The 20320-nt window shown below is 62.1% G+C and carries 17 protein-coding genes and 2 pseudogenes; 13 read left to right on the top strand and 6 right to left on the bottom strand.

The genetic code is table 11. The features are described 5' to 3' along the window. Positions 1 to 106 precede the first annotated feature (106 nt). The 4 genes from SB771_RS30980 to SB771_RS30995 all read left to right on the top strand — a co-directional run bounded on the left by SB771_RS30980 (position 107) and on the right by SB771_RS30995 (position 3473). Positions 107 to 973: an NmrA family NAD(P)-binding protein gene (locus tag SB771_RS30980; protein ID WP_175662155.1), complete on the top strand. Its 867-nt coding sequence runs from the start codon at positions 107 to 109 to the stop codon at positions 971 to 973. Positions 974 to 1066: 93 nt separating this feature from the next. Then, positions 1067 to 1870: a hypothetical protein gene (locus SB771_RS30985; protein ID WP_175662154.1), complete on the top strand. Its 804-nt coding sequence runs from the start codon at positions 1067 to 1069 to the stop codon at positions 1868 to 1870. A gap of 127 nt (positions 1871 to 1997) precedes the next feature. Beyond that, a complete protein-coding gene (locus SB771_RS30990) occupies positions 1998 to 2597 on the top strand; it encodes a hypothetical protein (protein ID WP_175705180.1) in 600 nt (199 codons plus the stop codon). Between the two features lie 273 nt (positions 2598 to 2870). After that, positions 2871 to 3473 carry a J domain-containing protein gene (locus SB771_RS30995; protein ID WP_410721230.1) on the top strand — a complete coding sequence of 201 codons (603 nt, stop codon included), beginning with the start codon at positions 2871 to 2873 and terminating at the stop codon, positions 3471 to 3473. A gap of 54 nt (positions 3474 to 3527) precedes the next feature. Here the strand turns inward: SB771_RS30995 and SB771_RS31000 are convergent. Continuing rightward, positions 3528 to 4014, bottom strand: a pseudogene (locus SB771_RS31000) (transposase); the annotation flags it as partial. Between the two features lie 72 nt (positions 4015 to 4086). On the opposite strand from SB771_RS31000, the pseudogene SB771_RS31005 reads away from it, so the two are divergent. Both SB771_RS31005 and SB771_RS31010 read left to right on the top strand, forming a co-directional pair. Next, positions 4087 to 4458, top strand: a pseudogene (locus SB771_RS31005) (GH32 C-terminal domain-containing protein); the annotation flags it as partial. A gap of 320 nt (positions 4459 to 4778) precedes the next feature. After that, positions 4779 to 6374 carry a glycoside hydrolase family 68 protein gene (locus SB771_RS31010; RefSeq protein WP_410721231.1) on the top strand — a complete coding sequence of 532 codons (1596 nt, stop codon included), beginning with the start codon at positions 4779 to 4781 and terminating at the stop codon, positions 6372 to 6374. Positions 6375 to 7227: 853 nt separating this feature from the next. On the opposite strand, the gene SB771_RS31015 is transcribed toward SB771_RS31010, so the two are convergent. Both SB771_RS31015 and SB771_RS31020 read right to left on the bottom strand, forming a co-directional pair. After that, the gene (locus SB771_RS31015; protein ID WP_006749580.1) at positions 7228 to 7554 is read right to left on the bottom strand and encodes a hypothetical protein; all 327 of its coding nucleotides are present in this window, start codon (positions 7552 to 7554) and stop codon (positions 7228 to 7230) included. A 608-nt stretch (positions 7555 to 8162) separates the two neighbouring features. Continuing rightward, positions 8163 to 8990, bottom strand: a complete 828-nt coding sequence (locus tag SB771_RS31020) for an SDR family NAD(P)-dependent oxidoreductase (RefSeq protein ID WP_175662685.1) — start codon at positions 8988 to 8990, stop codon at positions 8163 to 8165. 99 nt (positions 8991 to 9089) lie between these two features. Between SB771_RS31020 and SB771_RS31025 the strand changes: the two genes are divergently transcribed. After that, positions 9090 to 9467 carry a heavy metal-responsive transcriptional regulator gene (locus SB771_RS31025; RefSeq protein ID WP_175662684.1) on the top strand — a complete coding sequence of 126 codons (378 nt, stop codon included), beginning with the start codon at positions 9090 to 9092 and terminating at the stop codon, positions 9465 to 9467. A gap of 278 nt (positions 9468 to 9745) precedes the next feature. Here SB771_RS31025 and SB771_RS31030 read toward each other — a convergent pair whose 3' ends face one another. Then, entirely contained in the window at positions 9746 to 11146 is a 1401-nt protein-coding gene (locus SB771_RS31030) for an MFS transporter (RefSeq protein WP_175662683.1), read from the bottom strand. Between the two features lie 96 nt (positions 11147 to 11242). Here SB771_RS31030 and SB771_RS31035 point away from each other — a divergent pair, with 96 nt between their 5' ends. Together SB771_RS31035 and SB771_RS31040 are read left to right on the top strand one after the other, a co-directional pair. Next, a complete protein-coding gene (locus tag SB771_RS31035) occupies positions 11243 to 12115 on the top strand; it encodes a LysR family transcriptional regulator (protein ID WP_175662682.1) in 873 nt (290 codons plus the stop codon). Positions 12116 to 12398: 283 nt separating this feature from the next. Beyond that, on the top strand, positions 12399 to 13079 hold the full coding sequence (locus SB771_RS31040; RefSeq protein WP_006750619.1) for a GntR family transcriptional regulator: 681 nt from the start codon (positions 12399 to 12401) through the stop codon (positions 13077 to 13079). Between the two features lie 101 nt (positions 13080 to 13180). Here SB771_RS31040 and SB771_RS31045 read toward each other — a convergent pair whose 3' ends face one another. Together SB771_RS31045 and SB771_RS31050 are read right to left on the bottom strand one after the other, a co-directional pair. Continuing rightward, entirely contained in the window at positions 13181 to 13375 is a 195-nt protein-coding gene (locus tag SB771_RS31045) for a hypothetical protein (RefSeq protein ID WP_006750620.1), read from the bottom strand. Positions 13376 to 13549: 174 nt separating this feature from the next. Next, entirely contained in the window at positions 13550 to 15703 is a 2154-nt protein-coding gene (locus tag SB771_RS31050) for a glycoside hydrolase family 28 protein (RefSeq protein ID WP_175662681.1), read from the bottom strand. A gap of 442 nt (positions 15704 to 16145) precedes the next feature. Between SB771_RS31050 and SB771_RS31055 the strand changes: the two genes are divergently transcribed. The 4 genes from SB771_RS31055 to SB771_RS31070 all read left to right on the top strand — a co-directional run bounded on the left by SB771_RS31055 (position 16146) and on the right by SB771_RS31070 (position 20259). Continuing rightward, entirely contained in the window at positions 16146 to 17132 is a 987-nt protein-coding gene (locus SB771_RS31055) for a TRAP transporter substrate-binding protein (protein WP_175662680.1), read from the top strand. Continuing rightward, complete coding sequence (locus SB771_RS31060) at positions 17129 to 17707, top strand: TRAP transporter small permease (RefSeq protein ID WP_175662679.1); 579 nt, start codon at positions 17129 to 17131, stop codon at positions 17705 to 17707. Before SB771_RS31055 ends, SB771_RS31060 begins: the two co-directional genes overlap by 4 nt. Before the next feature lie 4 nt (positions 17708 to 17711). Next, positions 17712 to 19064, top strand: coding sequence for a TRAP transporter large permease (locus tag SB771_RS31065; RefSeq protein WP_006755328.1), 1353 nt, complete (start codon positions 17712 to 17714; stop codon positions 19062 to 19064). A gap of 103 nt (positions 19065 to 19167) precedes the next feature. Beyond that, a complete protein-coding gene (locus SB771_RS31070; RefSeq protein ID WP_175662678.1) occupies positions 19168 to 20259 on the top strand; it encodes a lactonase family protein in 1092 nt (363 codons plus the stop codon). The last annotated feature ends 61 nt before the right edge of the window (positions 20260 to 20320 follow it).

Raw genomic sequence — 20320 nt, forward strand, 5'->3', positions numbered from 1 at the left:
TCGTTGTCACTGATCTGATGCCATCCATGTCATTTTGTTTCGATCGGCGTTTGTCCAGAATGCGTGTCACCGAGACAACCGATGTATCCCACATGGAGAACGAGCAATGTATGCAATAACAGGAATCACCGGCCAGGTTGGCGGCGCACTGGCCCGCGAGCTGTTGGCCACGGGGCAGCCGGTGCGCGCGGTCGTGCGCGATGCGACGCGGGCAGGATCATGGGCAGAGCGAGGTTGCGAGATCGCGACGGCGTTCATGGAAGACGCTTCGTCGCTCGCCGCCGCGTTCGAGGGCGCCACCGGCGTTTTTATCCTGCCGCCTTCGGAGTTCGATCCGGCACCCGGGTTTCCCGAAGCGCGGAAGGTGATCGAGGCTGTATCCGCAGCGCTCCTGAAGGCGCGGCCCGAAAAAGTCGTTTGCCTGTCGACGATCGGCGCGCAGGCCGACGAGAGCAATCTGCTCACGCAACGCACGCTGATGGAGCAGGCACTGCGCGAGATGCCGATGCCGGTGACATTCCTGCGGCCTGGCTGGTTCATGGAAAACGCTGCATGGGATGTCGCGTCCGCGCGAGGCGATGGCGTCATTGCGAGTTACCTCCAGCCGCTCGACAAGCCCGTGCCGATGGTCGCTACCGCGGATGTAGGCCGCGTTGCGGCCGAACTGCTCCAGCAGACGTGGTGCGGTGTGCGCGTGGTCGAGCTCGAGGGCCCGCGCCGGGTGAGTCCCAATGATCTCGCATTGGCCTTCGCTCACGTGCTGGGTGCGCAGGTACGCGCGGAAGTTGTCGACAGGCAGACGTGGGAAGCGCTGTTCCGCGGGCAGGGCATGAAGCATCCTCTACCCCGGATGCGCATGCTGGACGGCTTCAACGAAGGCTGGATCGATTTCGAAAGTAATCCTGACGAAATCGTGCGTGGCCGCGTCGAACTGGAGACGGTTCTGCGCGAGCTTGTGTCGCGTGCAGTCTGACCGGCGCCTCGATCCGTCGGATTGATCGATCGCCATGTCCTGCACGGGGCGATCGGCAACTTGGAACTATACTGGGGCAACCTGGAGGGTTCCATGACTGATCACGACAGACTGCATCCGCTACGTCCGTTCCTGAAAAATTGGGTTTGGGAGCACGGCCGAATCGGGACTCGCTATCTGGACTGCGTCGACTGCGAAATCAAGTTTGATGAAGGCAAGAAGTCGCATTTCGCAGCGGAGAAATATATCTACGTGCCGCTTGGCAACGGCGCTGACGACGATGCGTCTGTGGAGGGGCCCGCAATTCAGGAGGCCGGCCTTGCCCGGTTTTTGCGGGCTGCGCAGTTGGGTAAGCCGGAAGAAGCCGGTTCTGTAGCGGAGGTGCAGCGCGCCGTGCAGGACTGCGTGGAGATTGGCCTGTTCAGTGCATACCAAGGGGAGGCTCGCAACGCATTTGCCCGATACGCGCAGGAACCCATGTTCGACGACGAGATCCGCGCGGCGGTTGTCGACGACATCCGGCGCGTTTATGTCGGCATGCGCGAGCAACTTGGGCTGTACGATTTTAGTGTGCTCTACGGCTTGCCCCAGCCACTCCTTATCGGCGACGCGCCGTTCATTGACTGGCGCGTATCCGCGAGTCCGGCACTTCCATTCGTGTCGCTGCCGCTGGGACCTTACTGTCTGCTGGTAGGCGCGCCATCGGGCAGGAAAAGCCGTATCGGCCCGGTGGTCTGGAAGGCCGCTGCCACGATGGGTCCGTTGAAAGATCACAACCGCCGGATCGAGGAGCAGGCGCGTCTGTGGCTGGTGGCGACTACGGATGATCAACTCGTTGCTGTGCAAAGTCGCATGGTTGCGGCTAGAGGGGCCGGGGAAGGGGAGGGGACGCGGTGAGGGATGTCGACGGGAGGGAAGGCGTCGGCGGGGCTGGATGATGAGCGGTAGTTTGTTGCCGCGTTTGGGTAAGCGATCGCGACAGCCCTTGTTCCAACTAAATGGTCGTTGTCCGAAGGGGCATACCATGGCTGAACATCTGAATATAGTCACCGTGCTTGAGAAAGCGATCTCGCCGGCTGAACGCCTCGGGATGGTTTTCGATCTCGCAAAGTCCTACGCCCCGTTCTTTGACAACCTTCACGAGATATGTCGGAACAACTACAAGACCGGCGTTGCGCAATGTGAACCGTGGCCTGAAGGCGAGTCCCTATTGGCAGCCGGTGCAGGAAATGATGAACTGCTTTTCATATACGGTGATCAATCTATCGGAGCCGGCGGCGCTCGAAGCAGCATCGGTATTGAAGAAAATGGTGTGAGGGCACAGTTCGTCGTCTCCCTTCCTTTGCCGCGCAATTTTGATCTCGACGAGTTGCGGCAGTTTCTTATGGAGACGGCGAATGTCACCAGACGCATCTCGAACACCTTTGTTGTCGCGGCAGGACGGGAGCTTGAAAGCGATATCGACAGAAAGGTCGACGACGGACTGCCAAAGGTCCTTGCAGAGGATTGGACGTGCGAGCGGATTGTTGTCCCAAGGCATCTAATTTCGGTGCCTCTCAGATGTTTCGCAACGTTGGTCGAGTCGGATCAAGCCATTCTGCTTAAGCGAACGTCAATGCCATGAATCGATGGGGGACTTCGCTGTCAGTTCATTCAAAAACTGTTTACTTTTTCTTGAAATGAGGCGCCGTTCGCTTGCATGCACATTCGGACACTCGAGCGACCGCTCCAGTCGGCAAACGGCCGTTCCGATGAGAATGATTCAGATTTCGTCATCTGCCAAAGCGTTCCTGACCTCCACTCAGGGTGTCAGAACCCGGTGAATTCTCAACCCGACGGATTGGCGCTGCGGCGACATGCTACGATCAACGCGATCCGACTTTCATCCCGACGCACAATGACGACAATGTATGAATTGCTCGGTGTGTGCGAGAACGCGACCAACGAGGAAATCAAGCGAGGCTACCGAAAGGCGGCGATGAAAGCGCATCCCGACCGCAACGTCGGGTGCGAAGCAGACGCGCATGCGCGATTTCAGGAGATCAAGGAGGCATACGCGATTCTCTCGGACCCGGAGCTGCGCCGCGTCTATGACACCGCTTACGCAGAGGAAATGCTGCGTCACGCACGGCTTCGCGAAGAAGGGGAGCGCTTGAACGCGGAGCGCGAAGCGGAATATGCGCGGTTCGTGGCATGGGCGATGCGCTTCGCCGAGCAAGGGCACAACCGCGACGTCGTGTTCGGTGTTCTGCTCGGCCGTGATTGCGATGTTCAACTCGCCGAGCGCATTGCCGGCAGCGTGGTCGAGTTGCATGCGTCGCGCCAGCCGGGCGCATCGCGGGACGGGGAGCGTGATGAGCAGATGCCGCAATGCGACGAGAGGGCGACACAGGCGGCATCGGCGCAGGCGTCAAAGAGCGACGCGCGAAGGAGTGGCGAACACGCGCATACGGACTTTTTCAGCGCGCTCTGGCACGGCGTGTTCGGGCTGCGCCGGTGAGCCTTGGTGTGTGACCAGTTCTGCGAACGCAGAATTCGACCGCGATCGGTGCCAAGAGCTTCGGCTCTCGATAAACAGCTCGTGTACCCGGCCACGCGGTGCCATGCGCTCGGTGTCAACGCGCTGGGCATGCTCCCGGTATGCATACTGGCAGGATCGCTACAGTCGAATACCGTGCAGATCAGTTCGACCGATTCGCTTGCGCCGATCTGATCAATTGCTTCGCACGTTCGGTGCCTTCCGACATCAAGAGCGCGGTAGCTTTTTTTAAAATGGCCTTCTCACGCTCGAGGCGTTCGATACGCGCCTCGAGTTCCTGAATGCGCCGTTGATCCGGCGTGATTGCCTTGCCTGCGGCACGACGCCCCGACGCTCCATCTGAAGTTGCTGCACCCGGTGACACAGCACCGTCTCGCCGACATCGACCGAGCGGCTTGCCTCCATATGGCTATAGCCCTGGTCGAGCACCAGACTGGCTGCTTGCTGTTTGAACTCCGGGGGAAAACGGACGTCGGTGCTTGCTCGTCAGACACCGCTTCATGGCGATCATTCTCGCCAAAATCAGTGTCCGAATTCATTCGACCACTACACATCTGATAAATCCATCTACGATTCGGCCCAGCGGGCCGGCCTTACTGTGCGGGGCTCGGCGAATGGTGATGTCGGCACCTGGATCTTCTACGACACCGCTAGCCCGACCCTCACGCTCGACCGCTCTAGGTCCGGCAACATCCGATTCTCGAACGCGTTCAGCAAGCAGCACATTGTCAATATGCCGTTGGAGAACGGGAAGTTGCGCCTTACCGTACTGGTCGACCGGAATTCAGTGGAAGTGTTTACGGGCGACGGCCGTACTGTCATCACCGACCTCATCTTTCCGGCACCCGACGCCAATCGCGTTTCGGTCTTCGCCGACAATGGCGAGGCGACGTTCAGCGATATGACGATTACCCGTCTCGCTGATCCACGCGGTGCAAAGCAATAGTGCCATGCGTTGGCTCGAAAGCTGGGCTCCGCCAGAACGCATCGCATCTACAGCAAGGACTTGCCTGGTTCTCCCGGACGTGCCGCGTTGCGAATGCCAAGTGTATCGCTGCCGTCAAGGCATGCAGGATGGTCCGTCACGCCGAACGGCGGGCGACTTTGAACTATGTATGTAGTTCCACGGATGCCGGCTGTAGGGCCAATCCCGTCGGGCATCGGCCTGACACAATCAAGCGGTTGACACCTTCAATTGCGTGCTCTTGACTAGACTCGCATTTCGTAAAAATTACGGTGTGCTACCAGTTATTACTCAGGAGAGAAATGATGATGAGTAGCTGTTTTCCGCAGAGCCGGCTGCTCCGCCCCCACCTGCTCGCGAGCGCAGTTTCTGCCGTCGTGATGATTATCGCCACGACACCAGCTCAGGCGCAATTCCCAGCCCCGACACCTCACTCCCAACAGGCATTCGATCCCGCCGCCAGCTTTACCTCCCGATGGACAAGGGCGGATGCCCGGCAGATCAAGGCCATGTCCCTTCCCACTACAGTCGGCGGGAACTCGCTGCCCCCGGCCCTCACCATGCCGAACATCCGCGCGGACTTCCCTGACACCAATGCCGACTTCTGGGTATGGGACACCTGGCCGCTCGCGGACCTGCACGCAGTGCAACTCAGCTACAAGGGCTGGGACGTGATTTTCTCGCTGACCGCCGATCGCCACGGCGGCTATTCGTTCGACGACCGGCACGTGCATGCGCGCATTGGATTCTTTTATCGCAAGACGGGCATTCCCGCGTCACAGCGGCCCGCGAACGGCGGATGGATCTTCGGCGGCCATCTGTTCCCGGATGGCTCGAGCATCAGGGTTTTCGGCCCCACCGTGCCGATCACGCAAAACGCCGAATGGTCCGGCTCCGCCAGGCTCACCAGCGGCGCCAACGTGAGTCTCTACTACACGGCGCTGGCGTTCAACAAAACGTCCCCGAACGGCCCGGACATCACCCCGCCGGTCGCGATCATTGCGCGCGCGGACGGCCATATCCACGCGGACGCCACGCATGTGTGGTTCGACGGCTTCAATGATCACCAGGCGCTGCTGCAACCCGACGGTGTCCTGTATCAGAATGGTGCGCAAAATAATTTCTACAACTTCCGTGACCCGTACGTGTTCCTCGATCCGGCTCATCCGGGCGACACGTACATGGTGTTCGAGGGCAACACCGCCGGCCCGCGTGGGGCGCCCACGTGCACTGCCGACGACCTCGGCTATGTATCCGGCGACCCGTTCGCCGAGACTGTCGCAGCTGTGAATGCTTCCAGTGCGGTACTGCAGAAAGCGAACGTCGGCCTCGCGATCGCGACGAATCCTCAGCTCACTGCATGGAAGTTTCTTCCACCGATTCTTTCCGCGAACTGCGTGGACGACCAGACCGAGCGGCCGCAGATCTATCTGAGCAACGGCAAATACTATCTGTTCACGATCACCCACCGCTCGACCTATGCGACTGGCGTCGACGGGCCGGATGGCGTGATGGGTTTCGTCGGCAACGGGATCCGCAGCGATTTCCTGCCGATGAACAAGGGCAGCGGCCTGGTGCTCGGCAACCCGACCGACCTCACTCAACCTATCGGCTTTCCGTTTGCGCTGGATCCAAACCAGAATCCACGCACATTCCAATCGTATTCGCACTATGTGATGCCGGGCGGCCTGGTCGAATCCTTTATCGACGCAATCGGCCCGCGGCGCGGCGGGTCGCTCGCGCCGACCGTCAAGATCAACATTGGCCTCACGACGTCGGCGGTTGATCTGACCTATGGCACTGGCGGTCTGGGCGGCTATGGTGATATCTCTGCCAACCAGCCGGCTCTCGGCCGGGGCGGTGCGAACAATGGAAAGGGAGGCGGCAACGCGCCGTAAGCTGCGCCTGATTGTTACTGGGCAAGTTTCGCGGAGAGCGGCATACCCGTATGCTACCCGTCTCGATCCGGGTGCGGCCACGAGGCCGCACCTTACTTGCTTTGCGACTGCAAATGCCGATGCGCATCGCGCGAAAAGTCCGGGTGTGCCGGCCATCCGCAATACGAGCATTCCTGCATGATCAATCCGGCGGTCATTTTCCAACGCCGGGCAGTTACGATCAGACCGTCTTCAATCCAGAATAGGATCTGGGAGCCTGGCGACGCATTGGCCTGACCTATTCCCTCCCGCGGGCGCCGAGCCAAACGCCGATGTGTCGCCACGTCGACTCGCTAATGATGTCGGCGACGTTCCGCGTGATCGAGCTGAACGCGTTTCTGATTGCGCGCAGCGGATATTCCCGATTGTCGGCGCGGACTCAGGTTCCGGATCGACATGGTCGGGCGCCAGCACTTAGGCACAGGTGACTTCTTGTGTGCAGTACCTGCCGTTGAGGTAGCTTAGGTTCCAACGGCGCGAGTGGGTGGGTCGACTCCGGTCCGCTGATGATCTGCGAACGCGAGCACGGATTAGGGGTGGGCTTGCCCAATCGCGCTCGCATGGGCGCGACCACCACGGCTGCGATCACTCCCGAAAGGACGGATCAAGCCCCTCGACCAATCGCATCAGCGCATAAAGTGCCCTTGCTTCAGGACCCGCGTGCAAGTACTCGAACTGTTGCGCCGCGTGTTCACAAACCGCGGGTGCCGGGAAGGTCCAGTTGTTGATATTGCCTATCGGCGTGTCAAAGTGCGGGCCGAAGGGCAAACAGCCCCGGCGTGAAACACACATGAAACCGGGGCTGTCGGGTACGTCAATGCAGTTGTCGCTTTAGATCGGAAAGTTCCGAATGCATCGTACTTACTGCATTCATGATCTTGGCATCAAGACTGCCGGCCTGTTGGCAAGCACGCTCTGCACGATCACCGATTCGTTCGAGATCGTCGACGCATTGCCGAATACGATCTTCATCGTTGGACGCCATGAGCTTCTTCGCCGATTTGCATTCCTTGTCCAACTCATCCATCCAGTTGATCAGGTCCTTTGGAATCGTCCTGTCGGCGTGACAGGTACGTGATGCCTCGCTCACGGTTTGCTGCAGATGGGTAAAGCGCTTTTGGATTTCACTGGTTTGCAACATGATGAACTCCTCCTTGAACGTCGGTTCCAGATGAGCTCAGGCAGCAGATAACTCCGGCGTCGCCCGTGGTATCGCCAGTCGCTCGCTTCGATCGGCCGGCGGCAACACTGCATTGCATCAAAGCTGCAACTGCAACCGAGCCCGCGGAACGGGTAAGTTCTAGTGTAGGCCACTACCGCAGGGAGTAGTAATCCGGGCAGGCCGCCAGGATGCGACATCGACGGATACTCCGTGCACCGCCGACGGCGCAGGCTGATTGCTCGAGGCAATATCTCCTGTGCGCTCGCGCCCTGTGAGCTGCAAGGAGCTGCAAAGGCTCCTTACCCCGAATACGCATGGCCTTGGATGCCGGACTCGTCGTTCCATCGGTAAGCGATCGATAAAAGACAGAAACCGGCCAATTTCAGCCGTTCGACACGGACGCTCGGATCGTTGACAATCGATGGCCAACTCCGCCGGCAGGCCTACCAACCGCACGTGGCGACCATCCGCGTCGGGCCATTTCGTTCTCTGACATCACGTTCCGCCGCCCAATACGGCCGCCGGAAGCCGCTCACATTCAAACCGGAACGGCTGGAGCGCAACGTGGGGCGGATAGTGGCCGCACCCTACGCGTTGGTCTCTCCGGTCACCAGGTCCTGAACGTCTCTCGGCCGAAGGATTTTCTCAACCAGGCGTGCCGACATCTCGCGGCTCAACAGTCTCTGCAAATTGGCAAGCAGCCGGTTCCGGGTTCCAACAATCCGATGGCTCCGATTGCGATCCAGCGCCCGCAAGGCATCCTGCACCACACTCGCGACAGGCATCGGCGTGCCGACGGCCGCCTCCTGCGCGCCAACGACATCGAAAAAGGCGGTTTGCGTCGCCCCGGGACATAAGGCGACGACCCGGATGCCGCGATGCCGGTTCTCAGCCCAAACGGCTTCTGAAAATGACAACAGAAAGGCCTTGGTTGCGCCGTAGACGGCCATATAAGGATCGGGCTGGAATGCGGCTGTCGACGCGACGTTGATGACCACGCCAGCGGAACGCGCCTGCATCCCCGGCAGCAGAAGATGAGTCAGCTCGATTGCGGCCATGCAGTTCACCAGCACTTCGTCGCGTTGGCGCGTCCACGGAATCGTTTCGAAGCGCCCGTAAGCCGCAAAGCCCGCATTATTGACGAGTACATCGATGACTTTTCCGGTCACCTTCAGGTGGCAATCGATCGTGTGTACGGCATCAGTTGTGCTCAGGTCGGCCGTCAGGAAATCGGCGTCGCACGCATAGTCGCGTCGCAGTTCCGCGGCCAGATCGCGCAGCTTGTCGCGAGAACGTGCGACCAGCAGAAGGCTCGCACCACGTTTGGCCAATGCATAGGCAAACGCGCGCCCGATACCCGACGATGCACCCGTGACAAGTGCTGTTTTTCCGTGAAAATCGAAACGATTTCTCATAGCCCGCGGATGGAGTGGAAGGTGACTTGGACTGTAAACCGTTGACTACAGGCAACGGTCAAGCCTTAATGACGGTCCACAACATTGAATGGAGGCAGCATGCGCATCGGCGAACTATGCAAGCGGGCGGGCGTTTCGCACGATACCGTGCGCTACTACGAGCGAATGGGGCTGCTGGACAAAGCAACACAACCTCACGCGACAAATACGTACAAGCACTACTCCGAACGCTCGTTACAGCGGATACAGCTGATTATCCATGCGAAGGCATTAGGCTTCACGCTCACGGAAATTGGCGACGTCATTCATATATGGGACAGTCCGACATTCGGTGTTGCGAAAAAGGTCGCTTGCCTGCAAGCAAAGCTCACAGAAATCGACGAAAAGAGCCGCGCGCTGACCCTGCTGCGCGCAGGGCTGGTGAATGCGCTGGCCAAAGTTGGCAGCGATTGTGTCGAAGGACACATCGCGTGGTGAGGCGCTATTGGTGAAAGCGACAAACCGACTCAAGCAAGAGTGTCAATGGCCGCTTCGGTTTCAGGCGAGCGTCCGGGTCAGGTAGCGCCCGTTGCTCGGGACTCGAACTGGATCTCCCTTCAAGTCAAGTTGACGTAGCGAATGGCCGGGAAGGGTGGCGGATTCAACCGGATGCAGTCCGTTCGACGCCGGCATCCGACAACGGCTCACCGTCGGGCTGTAGTCGGCCAGAAGCGGTCTTATTCGTGCGACGACTTGCTGACGCTCAATCGTCTGCTTCAGGACGGTGAACGACCATTCTGTCTTCGAGCTAGAGGCGGCGTCTGGCCTAAATTTCGCCAGGCCATTGCGGCGCCGACTATCAAGAGTAGTACCGAAACGACCAATGCATGCTCCATCCCGTGCATAAACGACACCCACCCTGACCGCCGAACGAAGAAGCCGAATATCGCGACGCCCATTACGCCACCGATCTGACGGGCAGCATTCAACAATCCCGATGCCACCCCCGAGTGTGCGCTACTCACGGCGGTAAGCGTGGCAGCAGTAATAGTGGGAATCGTAAGGGCGATGCCACTGCCTGCGAGGAGCATCGGGACTGCAAGCAGCCAGAAAGATTCCGCGGCGATTGCCGGCCACATCGCGAGATAACCGACTGCGGAAATCAGTAAGCCGATCGTTGCCAACGTCCGCGCCCCCAGCCGACTCGCCAGTCGTCCGGCAACTATGTTCATCAGCATCAAAATACCCATCATCGGCAAGAGTGCAACTCCCGAGCGCACTGGCGTCATGTGCCAGATGGACTGAAAGAGCAGGCTTAACGTGAAGACAATGCCGTAAAAGACCAGATTCGCGATCATGCCGATAATCGTCGCGCTGCGGACGGTCCGGTCCTCCCACAACGCGGTCGGCAGCATCGCGGCCGGATTGCGTGTTTCCAAACGGATGAATACGATACTCAGCCCGATGCATAGTGCGAAGGCGCCGAGAACAACGGGACTGCTCCAGCCCAGCGCGCTGACTTCGGTTGATGCGAACGTGAGCGCCGCCAGTGCAAGTGCGCCGGTGAGTTGCCCGGGAAGGTCGAGACTCCTGCCACGTTGGGCTTTCGTATCAGGCACGAATCTCCAGGTCAACCAGATGCCTGCTACACCGACGGGCACGTTGACCAGAAAAATACTGCGCCAGCCGATTACAGCGACAAGTAGCCCGCCCACAAGCGGTCCTGCGGCCAACGCGATACCACCTCCCGCGCCCCACCAGCCTATCGCCCGACTGCGCGTCGCCGTATCCTGAAACGCCAGACGCAAGACGGCCAGCGAATTCGGCACCAGCAGCGCTGCGCCTAGCCCTTGGACCAGACGCCACTCGATCAACGCTTGCATGGTTTGCGTCAAGCCGCAGCCGATCGATGACAGCGTGAAAATCGCGTAGCCTGCGATAAACATATGCTTTGCACCAAGCCGGTCGCCCAGCGCGCCCGCAATTAGCAGCAACGATGCGAAGACGAGCGCATACGCATTGACGACCCATTGCAGGTCGGTGACATTTGCGCCAAAAGCCGTCCGCAACGTGTCGAGCGCGACGTTGACGACACTGACGTCGACCAGAACGACGACAAAGCCGAGGCATGCCGCCACTTGAACCAGCAACGACTGATGTTTGGATGGTGACGGCATCGACAATCCTTCGAATTGGGAAGGTCGAAGCGTATAGGATCGCGGTCTGTGCGAATATTCCGCAAAATCGCATAGCAACCCGGAGAAAATGCACCGATGTTCGACTGGGAAAACCTTCGCTGCTTCATTGCCGTTGCGCAAACTGGCAGTCTCTCGGCCGCGGCACGACGATTGAGTGTCGATCATGCGACGGTCAGTCGTCGCATCAGCGCGCTCGAAGCCGAACTGCAGGTACGTGTGATCGACAGATTGCCGCGTGCGTGCCGACCAACGTCAGCAGGCGGGCAGATTCTCCAATTGGCCGAGCAAATGGAAGAGCACGCGTTTGCGATTGAGCGACTTGCGCTAGCGGAGCACATGCCGATGCACGGCATGGTGACCATGAGCGTGCCGCCAGTGCTCGCGAATAACCTCTTCGCGAATCACTTTCATGAATTCACTCGATTACACCCGGGCATTCGGTTGTCGATGGCCAGTCAGGCGCAGCGAATCTCGCTAGGCCGCCGTGAAGCGGATCTTGCGGTGCGGCTCGTTCGCCCCGAGGAACCACAAAACGTCACGCGCAAGCTTGGTGAGATGATGTTTGGGCTATATGCGAGCCACGGATATGTGCACGCGTCTACCCCCGCCGATTGGGCATTCATCGGCTATGAAGCGCAATTCGCGGAAATGCCGCACCAGAAGTGGCTTGAGTCGATTGCCCAAGGGCGACCGATCATTTGCGAAGTAAGTGATATCACGACGCAGCAGGTGGCGGCCCGAACGGGAGTCGGAGTGGCTGCGTTGCCAATGTTCATGGGTGATAGCGATCCCGATCTGCAACGCCTGCCGTTTGATGGGGAGTCGTTCTCTCGCGAAATCTGGCTGGTTGTGCATGCCGATCTCAGGCATGCGCCGCCGATTCGCGCGGTCATCGATTTCATCTCGGGCGTGGTCGGCAGGACCTTCGCTCCGCATTTGCGGCAGTAGCGACAACTACGACGCGGGCTTGTAACGTCGGGGACCATTGTCCAATGCTGCCCCGAACCGACATTCACGCTCCGACTTCGTGACTGGCTGAAATGGGTCGGTAGCGACACCTACGAAGAGCCCTTTTGTTGGCTGACCGACGGGCGCGGCGGCACGCCTGCCCGACGCTCCGCGTCCGCCGCCACCTCCCCCAAGACCCCTCTGCTAATATTGTAGAAAATATGCAATATCCGCCGCCGCACCGGCGCTTGCCTGCCCGCCTTCCCCAAGTCCGAATCGCAACATGAACGAGAAACGCCCTGCTCTTGTCTACGCCACGCGCGCCGAAGCCGCAGCGAACGAATTGCGCCGCCGTATCCTGACAGGGGAGTATGTCGACGGCTACCAGCTTCGCCAGGATGCGCTGGCGACCGAACTCGGCATCAGCCGCATCCCGCTGCGCGAAGCGCTCGTGCAGCTCGAGAGCGAAGGGCTCGTGAAGATCCTGCCCCACAAGGGTGCGATCGTCTCGGAGCTGTCACCGGAGGACATCACCGAACTGTTCGAATTGCGCGCGCTGCTGGAACCCGTGCTGCTGAAAAAATCGATTCCGAAGCTCACCGCCGACGATTTCGCGCGGCTCGACGCGATCCTCGCGGAATACAGCGAAGTGCTGCATGCGAGCCAGTCCGGACGCTGGGGCGAACTGAACACCGAACTGCATCAGCTGCTGCTGTCGCGTGCCGACCAGCCGAAAACCACGGCGATCGTCGCGTCGCTGCTGCAACAGACCGACCGTTACACGCGCGTGCAACTGTCTCTATCCGAGGCCGCGCGCGACGTGGCCGAATCCGAACACGCCGAACTCGTCGCGTTGTGCCGCAAGGGCGATGCGCGGGCGGCGGCGTCACTGCTCAAGCGGCACATCGAGCATGCGGGCGGTGAGTTGAATGCGTTCCTGCGTGACCGGCGGCTGGGGCGTTGAAGTCGTGCGGGGCGAGATAGCCGACATGCCGCACTAGCGTCCGACGCTGAAGCGGGGTCGCATGCGATGCCCAAGCCGTCCGGGGCATCGCCGAATCCCGATTAACCGCCACCGATTCCCTGTAATACCTTGCCGGTACCGCCGCATACCGCGCATTTCTGCCCTTCGACCATGCCGGTGCCGCGGCATACTCCGCACAGATCCTCGCCTACGCCGGGCGCATCGGGCGGCCCTTCATCGCCCGGATTCAACGGCGGGTCTTGATTCTGCCCCGCCGGCGTTCTGGTCGTCTGCATAGCACACCTCCTTTCGCGTTTCCGACGTCGCTGCGAGCGCGCATCATGCGTGCCCGCAACGACGACACGCGCGCCGTGTCCGGCCCGCGTGTCGAAGCGCACAGGACAGGCGCGCCGACAACGATGACGCGACGCCCCGCATGACGACGCAGAACCGACGTCATCGCATCGTCATTACAACGACGGAGCCCAAGTCGAGCCGAACGGGTTCGACTGGTCGATGCCGGGGAAGTCGACGAACGCCTTGCTGCAGTCGAGCACGTTGCCCGGACGCGCGTTGCGGGTGGCCTCGCCATTCACGACGACGCGGTTCGCAGTTGACGCGAACACCGGCAGGTTCACGTTGTGCAGCGTGAGGTTCGCGTCGGATGCGATGGTCGAGATCCCGTCGGGCGTGTCGGCCACGACATCGGTCAGCGACATCACGAGCGGGAATGCCGGCTCGCCGTAGCCGCCGGTATTCGCTTCGAACCCCTGCAGTTTCACGCCGGCCGTCCCCATGATCACGACGTTGGCGATCGAGATGTCGTGGAAGTTCGGATACAGCGGCCCGCCGGCCGGCACGGCCTTTGTGCTGTAGTAAGGCGTGAACAGCAACGCGTTCTTCGCATCGCGGATGCAGATGTTCGAATAGTGGATGTTGCTCACTTCGCCGCCGCGCGCGTAGTCGGACTTGATTCGCAATCCTTCCTCCGAATCCCAGAAAGAATTGTCGTACACCTGAACGTTCGTCACGCCGCCGTTGGTCTCGCTGCCGACGGAAATCCCATGCCCCCAGTAGATATGGTTGTGCGCGATCACGACGCCCCATTTTCGATCCGAGCGTACGTCGCGATTTCCGTCGATGCCGAACAACCCGGAGCCGGCGGGCGACGGATTGTTGCTGCCCTTCAGCGCGATATCGTCGTCGCCGGTGCTCACGTAGTTGAACTCGAACACGAAGTTCTTCAGGTAGCCGTCGAACGAAATCGCACCGGTCGACGAGGTCGTGCTGCCGGTCGACAGCGTCGTCGAGGTCGGCTTCGATGCGGAACCCGGATCGAACGCGTCGGTGTTCTTCACGTTGTCGGCGTTGAACGTCTGTCCGTTGTACAGCGGGTTGCCGTTGCCGGCCGGGTTCGCGAACGCGGCGAGCGTCGGCGTCTGCACCTTCACGCTCCAGATCGTCAGCCCGTCGACGCCGCTCGGCACCACGTGGAAATTCGGGCTGTTGTTCAGCGTGATGCGGTACAGCGTCAGGTTCTTCGCGTAGTTGAACACCATCAAACGGAAGTTCGACTGCGAGCCGAAGCCGGTCGTGCCGTTCTGCACCATGTTGCCGAGATACGCGAGATCCCACCACGTCATGTTGCGCACGGTCGACTTCGAATCGACGACGGTGCCGCCGTCGTCGCACGCGGTGCCGTCCGGCGCGACGGTGCCGCTCTTGTACGCCGCGTAGGTGTTCGAGCAGGTGAGGTCGACCTTCATCAGCGGGTATTTCGCGTCGGACGTCACGAGTTCCGCGTAGCCGCGCCCGTCGATCCGGCCGTCGCCGACCACGGCCGAATTCACGAGGTTCGTGCCGGTGATCAGCGCGAGGCAGTTCGACGAACTGCCGGCCTTCGTCGCGCTGACCGCGGTGTTGCCGCAATACGGTCCGGCGACGTTGGGCGCGTACGCCTTCACGTCGCGCGACGCGTACAGCGTCACCCCCTTGTCGATCCACAGCGTGACGCCGGACGGCAGCGTCAGCGGCCCGCTGATGAAGCTGTTGCCGGCGCCCGTCCGGTTGACGACGAGCCGCACCGCGAACTTGCTCGCACGGTACTTCGGCTTGGCCAGCTCCTCGCCGGATGCGCCGGCGATGTTCACGTTCGGCGCGGCCGCCGTCTTCTGCGCAGCGGTGGCCGATGCGTCGGCGGCCGCGATCGTCGCGCCGACTTCGGCGTCGACGGCGGCGCCGCACGCGTCGAGCGCGGCCTGGATGCGCGCCTGGTCGGGGTTCGCCGTCGCGCTCGACACGGCCTTGCCGACACCCGCGATCGACGGATCGGCCTCCGGCGGCAGCGAGCCGTCGGGGCGGCTCACGAGCGTATTGGTGGCTTCCAGCGTGCTGCACACCTGCGTGTCGGCGGGCAGGGTCGGCTCGGCGGGCAGCGCGGCGTCGACGGTGGTCGTGCCGACCTGGAACACGCTGGCGGCGGGCGGCGTGGAGGCGGCCGCGCTGCTGCCGGTGCTCGCGTCGTCGCCGCCGCACGCGCTCAACGCGGCGGCGGTCGCGACGAGCGTCGCGAACAGGGCGAGCACGCGCGGGCGGGCGCTCGACACGGAAAGTCGGGATGTCATGACGGATGTCTCCTGGTGAGGCAGCGTGCGCGGACGCTGCCGGGTTGGTATCGGGTCGGTCGAGGCGGGGCGGCGGCGTGGGCCGTAGCCGCCCTTGTGAACAGTCATCCTATGACGTGAGGCAGGGAAACGAAAGACGGCATTCGGCATCAGGAAAACGACGCAACCTACCTCCGATTCAAATACAGAGCCATTTCCGGAAAACGTTTCGCTAGCATCCGCCTAAACAGAGAACGCTTTTCCCTCTATCCGTCCGTGAACCCGCTACAGAGGCGCTTATAGGGGTATGCACCAAGTGAGTTAAACGATTAACCGACGTACATTCGCTCCGACACGTCATACAACGTATGACTGCGATTCAGCGAAGGCCCAAGCCCGATCTATGCACAAGCCACCCGAATCGCCGCCAAATAGCGAGCTACAACCAACAAGGAGACTGACGATGACGCACCGATTCCCCCGCTCCCGTACCGCACTGGCCGTCGCGCTGATGGCCGGCTTCGCGATGTCCGCGCAGGCCCGCGTATTCCGCTCGGCGGACGTGCACGGCGACAGCTTCCCGACCAACATGGCGGTCAAGTTCATGGGCGACGAGCTGTCGAAGCTCACGGGCGGCAAGGACTCGATCAAGGTGTTCGGCAACAGCGCGCTTGGCTCGGAGAAGGACACGGTCGACCAGGTGCGGATCGGCGCGATCGACATGGCGCGCGTGAACGGCGCGTCGTTCAACGAGATCGTGCCGGAGTCGCTGATCCCGTCGTTCCCGTTCCTGTTCCGCGACGTCGACCATTTCCGCAAGGCGATGTACGGCCCGGCCGGGCAGAAGATCCTCGACGCGTTTTCGGCGAAGGGGATGATCGCGCTGACGTTCTACGAGAGCGGCGCGCGCTCGATCTACGCGAAGCGTCCGGTGCGCACGCCGGCGGACATGAAGGGGTTGAAGGTGCGCGTGCAACCATCGGACCTGATGGTCGACGAGATCAGGGCGATGGGCGGCACGCCGACGCCGATGCCGTTCGCCGAGGTGTACACGGGGCTGAAGACGGGCCTGGTCGACGCGGCGGAAAACAACCTGCCGTCGTACGAGGAAACCAAGCACTTCGAGGTGGCGCCCGACTACTCGGAGACGCAGCACGCGATGACGCCGGAAGTGCTGGTGTTCTCGAAGAAGATCTGGGACACGCTGTCGCCGCAGGAGCAGGCAGCGATCAGGAAGGCCGCGGCCGATTCGGTGCCGTACTACCAGAAGCTGTGGACCGCGCGTGAGGCATCGGCGCAGCAGGCGGTGACGAAGGGCGGCGCGAAGATCCTGCCGGCCGCGCAGGTCGACCGCGCGGCCTTCGTGAAGGCGATGCAGCCGCTGTGGGCGAAGTACGAGAAGACGCCGCAGATGAAGCAGATCGTCGACGAGATCGAGGCCACCAAGTGACCCGTCGCACTTCCCTGAACGGCGCGGCGGCCGTGGGCTCGCCGGACGCGGCCGCCGCGGACGGTGCGGCGCCGGGCCGGCCGCGCGCGGCCGCGCCGCTGTTGCGCTGCGCGAACGACCTGCTGTTCCGCGCGCTGGCGGGAATCGCGTCGCTGTGTCTCGCGGCGCTCACGCTGCTGGTGTTCTACGCGGTCGTGATGCGCTACGTGTTCGAGAACGCGCCGGATTTCGTCGAGCCGATCGCGCTGCTGCTGGTGATCGTGATCGCGATGTTCGGCGCGGCGATGAAGGTGCGCGACGGCGGCCATATCGGCCTCGACTCGTTCGTGCGGCGCCTGTCGCCGGGCCCGCGCACCGTGGTGATCGCGATCCAGCATCTGAGCCTGATCGCGTTCGCGATCGCGATCATGGTCGGCTGCGGCAGCATGGCCGCCGAGACGATGGCCGACCGCATCCCGATCATCGGGCTGCCCGAAGGCGTGCGCTACCTGATCACGATTCCCGCGGCGATCGCGATCGTCCTCTTCTCGCTCGAGCACCTGCTCGCGCTTCGTCGTTCTTCGTCGGGACAATAACGCCATGGAACTCGCGATCCTGTCCGTCAGTTTTCTGATTTTCCTCGTGCTTGGCGTGCCCGTCTCGTTCGCGCTCGGCATTTCCTGCGTGCTGACCTATATGGTCGAAGGGCTGCCGATCGCGACCGCGATGCAGTCGATGATCTCGGGGATGAACGCGTTCTCGTTTCTCGCGGTGCCGTTCTTCATCTTCTCCGGCGAGCTGATGCTGCATGGCGGCATCGCGGACCGGATCCTGCGCTTCGCGCAAGCGACCGTCGGCCATTTCCGCGGCGGCCTCGGGATGGCCAACGTGGTCGCATGCACGCTGTTCGGCGGCGTGTCGGGCTCGCCGACCGCCGATACGTCGGCGATGGGCGGCGTGGTGATTCCGCTGATGAAGCGCGAAGGCTACAGCGCGGCTTACGCGGTCAACGTGACGACGCACGCGTCGCTCGCCGGCGCGCTGATGCCGACCTCGACCAACATGATCATCTACGCGTTCGCCGCGCAGGGGATCACCGGGATGCTGCACGGCCAGCAGGTAAGCGGCGTGTCGATCGGCGACCTGCTGTTCTCCGGGCTGCTGCCGGTGTTGTGGGTGATGGGCTTCGTGCTCGTCGCCGCGTACTGGCAAGCGGTGCGTCACGGCTATCCGCGCCGTGAAGACGGTTCGTCCGCGCTGCCGTCGTTTCCGGGCTGGTATGCGGTGCTGCGCAGCTTCGTCGGCGCGGTGCCGGGCCTGATGGTGATCGCGATCATCCTCGTGTGCGTCGCGAAGGGGATCGCCACCGCGACCGAAGCGGCCGCGATCGCCGTCGTGTATTCGCTCGTGCTGACCGCGATCGTGTACCGCACGCTGACCGTCGCGAAGCTGCGCCGTGCGCTGTCGCATGCGGCGCGCACGACGGGCGTCGTGCTGCTGCTGATCGCCGTGTCGAACATGCTGCGCTTCCAGATGTCGTACCTGGAGATTCCGGATGCGATCGAAGGGCTGCTGAAGCAGTCGACCGCCGCGCCGTGGCTGATGCTGCTGTACATCAACATCATCCAGGTGTTCCTCGGCACGTTCGTCGACATGGCCGCGCACATCCTGATCACGACGCCGCTGTTCCTGCCGATCGCGATGGCGTGCGGCGTCGGGCCGGTGCAGTTCGGGATCATGCTGCTGCTGAACTGCTCGCTCGGCCTCGTGCACCCGCCGATCGGCTCGGTGCAGTTCGTCGGCTGCGCGATCGGCAACGTGTCGATCGGCGAGACGACGAAGATGGCGTGGCCGTACTACCTCGCGATCTTCAGTGCGATCAACATCGTCACGTATATGCCGTTCTTCTCGACCTGGCTGCCGAGCCTGATCAGCGGCCACGCGGTGTTCTGACCGCTAGGCCTTGCCTGTCGCGGCGCCGGACGACCTCCGGCGCCGTCATCGCGTCAACGGTGTTTTTCACGTATCGCGTATCACGGATAGCGTATCTATTCCCATGAACCACAACACAGCATGGCGCGCCGTCGCAGCCGCCGCATTCGCGCTGGCCGCATCGCTCGCGCATGCCGCGACATATGCGTACGTATCGAACGGCGACAGCCGCGACATCTCAGTGTTCGGCGTCGACACGTCGAGCGGCGCGCTGCGCGCGATCGAAACCGTGCCGGTCGACGGCACCGTGATGCCGATGGCGTTGTCGCCCGATCATCACCGGCTGTACGCGGCGCTGCGCTCGACGCCGTATCGCGTCGTCAGCTTCGCGATCAATCCGCTCGACGGGCGGCTGATCGAGCTGGGCCGCGCGCCGCTCGCGGACAGCATGGCGTATGTGTCGACCGATGCGTCGGGCCGCTACCTGTTCTCCGCGTCGTACGGCGGCAACCTGCTCGCGGTCAACCGGATCGGCGAGAACGGCGTGGCCGGCGACGTGCAGCAGACGATTAAGACCGGCCCGATGGCGCATGCGATCCGCCAGTCGCCGGACGGCCGCTACGCGTTCGCGTCGGTGCTCGGCGCCGACGCATGGCTGCGCTTGCCGTTCGATGCGTCGACCGGCACGCTGACCGACACGGCCGAGCCCGCCTACCGGCTGCCGGAGAAGTCGGGCCCGCGCCATTTCGTGTTTTCGTCGAACGGTCGGTTCGCATACCTGATCGACGAGCTCGACGGCAAGCTGCACGTGCTGGGGCTGTCGCATGGCGGCGCCGAGGCGCGGCCGATTCAGACGGTGTCGATCCTGCCGCCGGATTTTCATGGCGACAAGCCGTGGGGCGCGGACCTGCACCTGACGCCGGACGGCAAATTCCTCTACGCGTCGGAGCGCACGTCGAGCACGCTCGCGGCGTACCGGGTCGATGCGGCGTCGGGCAAGCTCGCGCGAGTCGGCACGTTCGCGACCGAGCGGCAGCCGCGCGGCTTCGCGATCGATCCGTCGGGCACATATCTGCTCGCGGCCGGGCAACTGTCGCCGATGCTCGCGGTGTATCGCATCGACCGGCACACCGGCCACCTCGACGCGCTCGGCAAGTATCCGGTCGGCAAGGGCGCGAACTGGGTCGAGATCGTCACGTACGACGGGACGAACTGATCCGCACGACGAAGCGCAATCGACTCAAGTTGAACCAGCCGCTGTCGTTAACCGACTAGGG

Origin of the sequence: Burkholderia sp. SIMBA_051, from assembly GCF_046534915.1 — a bacterium.
GTDB classification, from domain to species: Bacteria; Pseudomonadota; Gammaproteobacteria; order Burkholderiales; family Burkholderiaceae; genus Burkholderia; species Burkholderia ambifaria.

Bases quoted from the DNA above. Each gene is read 5' to 3' on its own strand.
- SB771_RS30980 (WP_175662155.1), top strand. From the start codon at position 107: ATGTATGCAATAACAGGAATCACCGGCCAGGTTGGCGGCGCACTGGCC.
- SB771_RS30985 (WP_175662154.1), top strand. From the start codon at position 1,067: ATGACTGATCACGACAGACTGCATCCGCTACGTCCGTTCCTGAAAAAT.
- SB771_RS30990 (WP_175705180.1), top strand. From the start codon at position 1,998: ATGGCTGAACATCTGAATATAGTCACCGTGCTTGAGAAAGCGATCTCG.
- SB771_RS30995 (WP_410721230.1), top strand. From the start codon at position 2,871: ATGACGACAATGTATGAATTGCTCGGTGTGTGCGAGAACGCGACCAAC.
- SB771_RS31010 (WP_410721231.1), top strand. From the start codon at position 4,779: ATGATGATGAGTAGCTGTTTTCCGCAGAGCCGGCTGCTCCGCCCCCAC.
- SB771_RS31015 (WP_006749580.1), bottom strand. From the start codon at position 7,554: ATGTTGCAAACCAGTGAAATCCAAAAGCGCTTTACCCATCTGCAGCAA.
- SB771_RS31020 (WP_175662685.1), bottom strand. From the start codon at position 8,990: ATGAGAAATCGTTTCGATTTTCACGGAAAAACAGCACTTGTCACGGGT.
- SB771_RS31025 (WP_175662684.1), top strand. From the start codon at position 9,090: ATGCGCATCGGCGAACTATGCAAGCGGGCGGGCGTTTCGCACGATACC.
- SB771_RS31030 (WP_175662683.1), bottom strand. From the start codon at position 11,146: ATGCCGTCACCATCCAAACATCAGTCGTTGCTGGTTCAAGTGGCGGCA.
- SB771_RS31035 (WP_175662682.1), top strand. From the start codon at position 11,243: ATGTTCGACTGGGAAAACCTTCGCTGCTTCATTGCCGTTGCGCAAACT.
- SB771_RS31040 (WP_006750619.1), top strand. From the start codon at position 12,399: ATGAACGAGAAACGCCCTGCTCTTGTCTACGCCACGCGCGCCGAAGCC.
- SB771_RS31045 (WP_006750620.1), bottom strand. From the start codon at position 13,375: ATGCAGACGACCAGAACGCCGGCGGGGCAGAATCAAGACCCGCCGTTG.
- SB771_RS31050 (WP_175662681.1), bottom strand. From the start codon at position 15,703: ATGACATCCCGACTTTCCGTGTCGAGCGCCCGCCCGCGCGTGCTCGCC.
- SB771_RS31055 (WP_175662680.1), top strand. From the start codon at position 16,146: ATGACGCACCGATTCCCCCGCTCCCGTACCGCACTGGCCGTCGCGCTG.
- SB771_RS31065 (WP_006755328.1), top strand. From the start codon at position 17,712: ATGGAACTCGCGATCCTGTCCGTCAGTTTTCTGATTTTCCTCGTGCTT.
- SB771_RS31070 (WP_175662678.1), top strand. From the start codon at position 19,168: ATGAACCACAACACAGCATGGCGCGCCGTCGCAGCCGCCGCATTCGCG.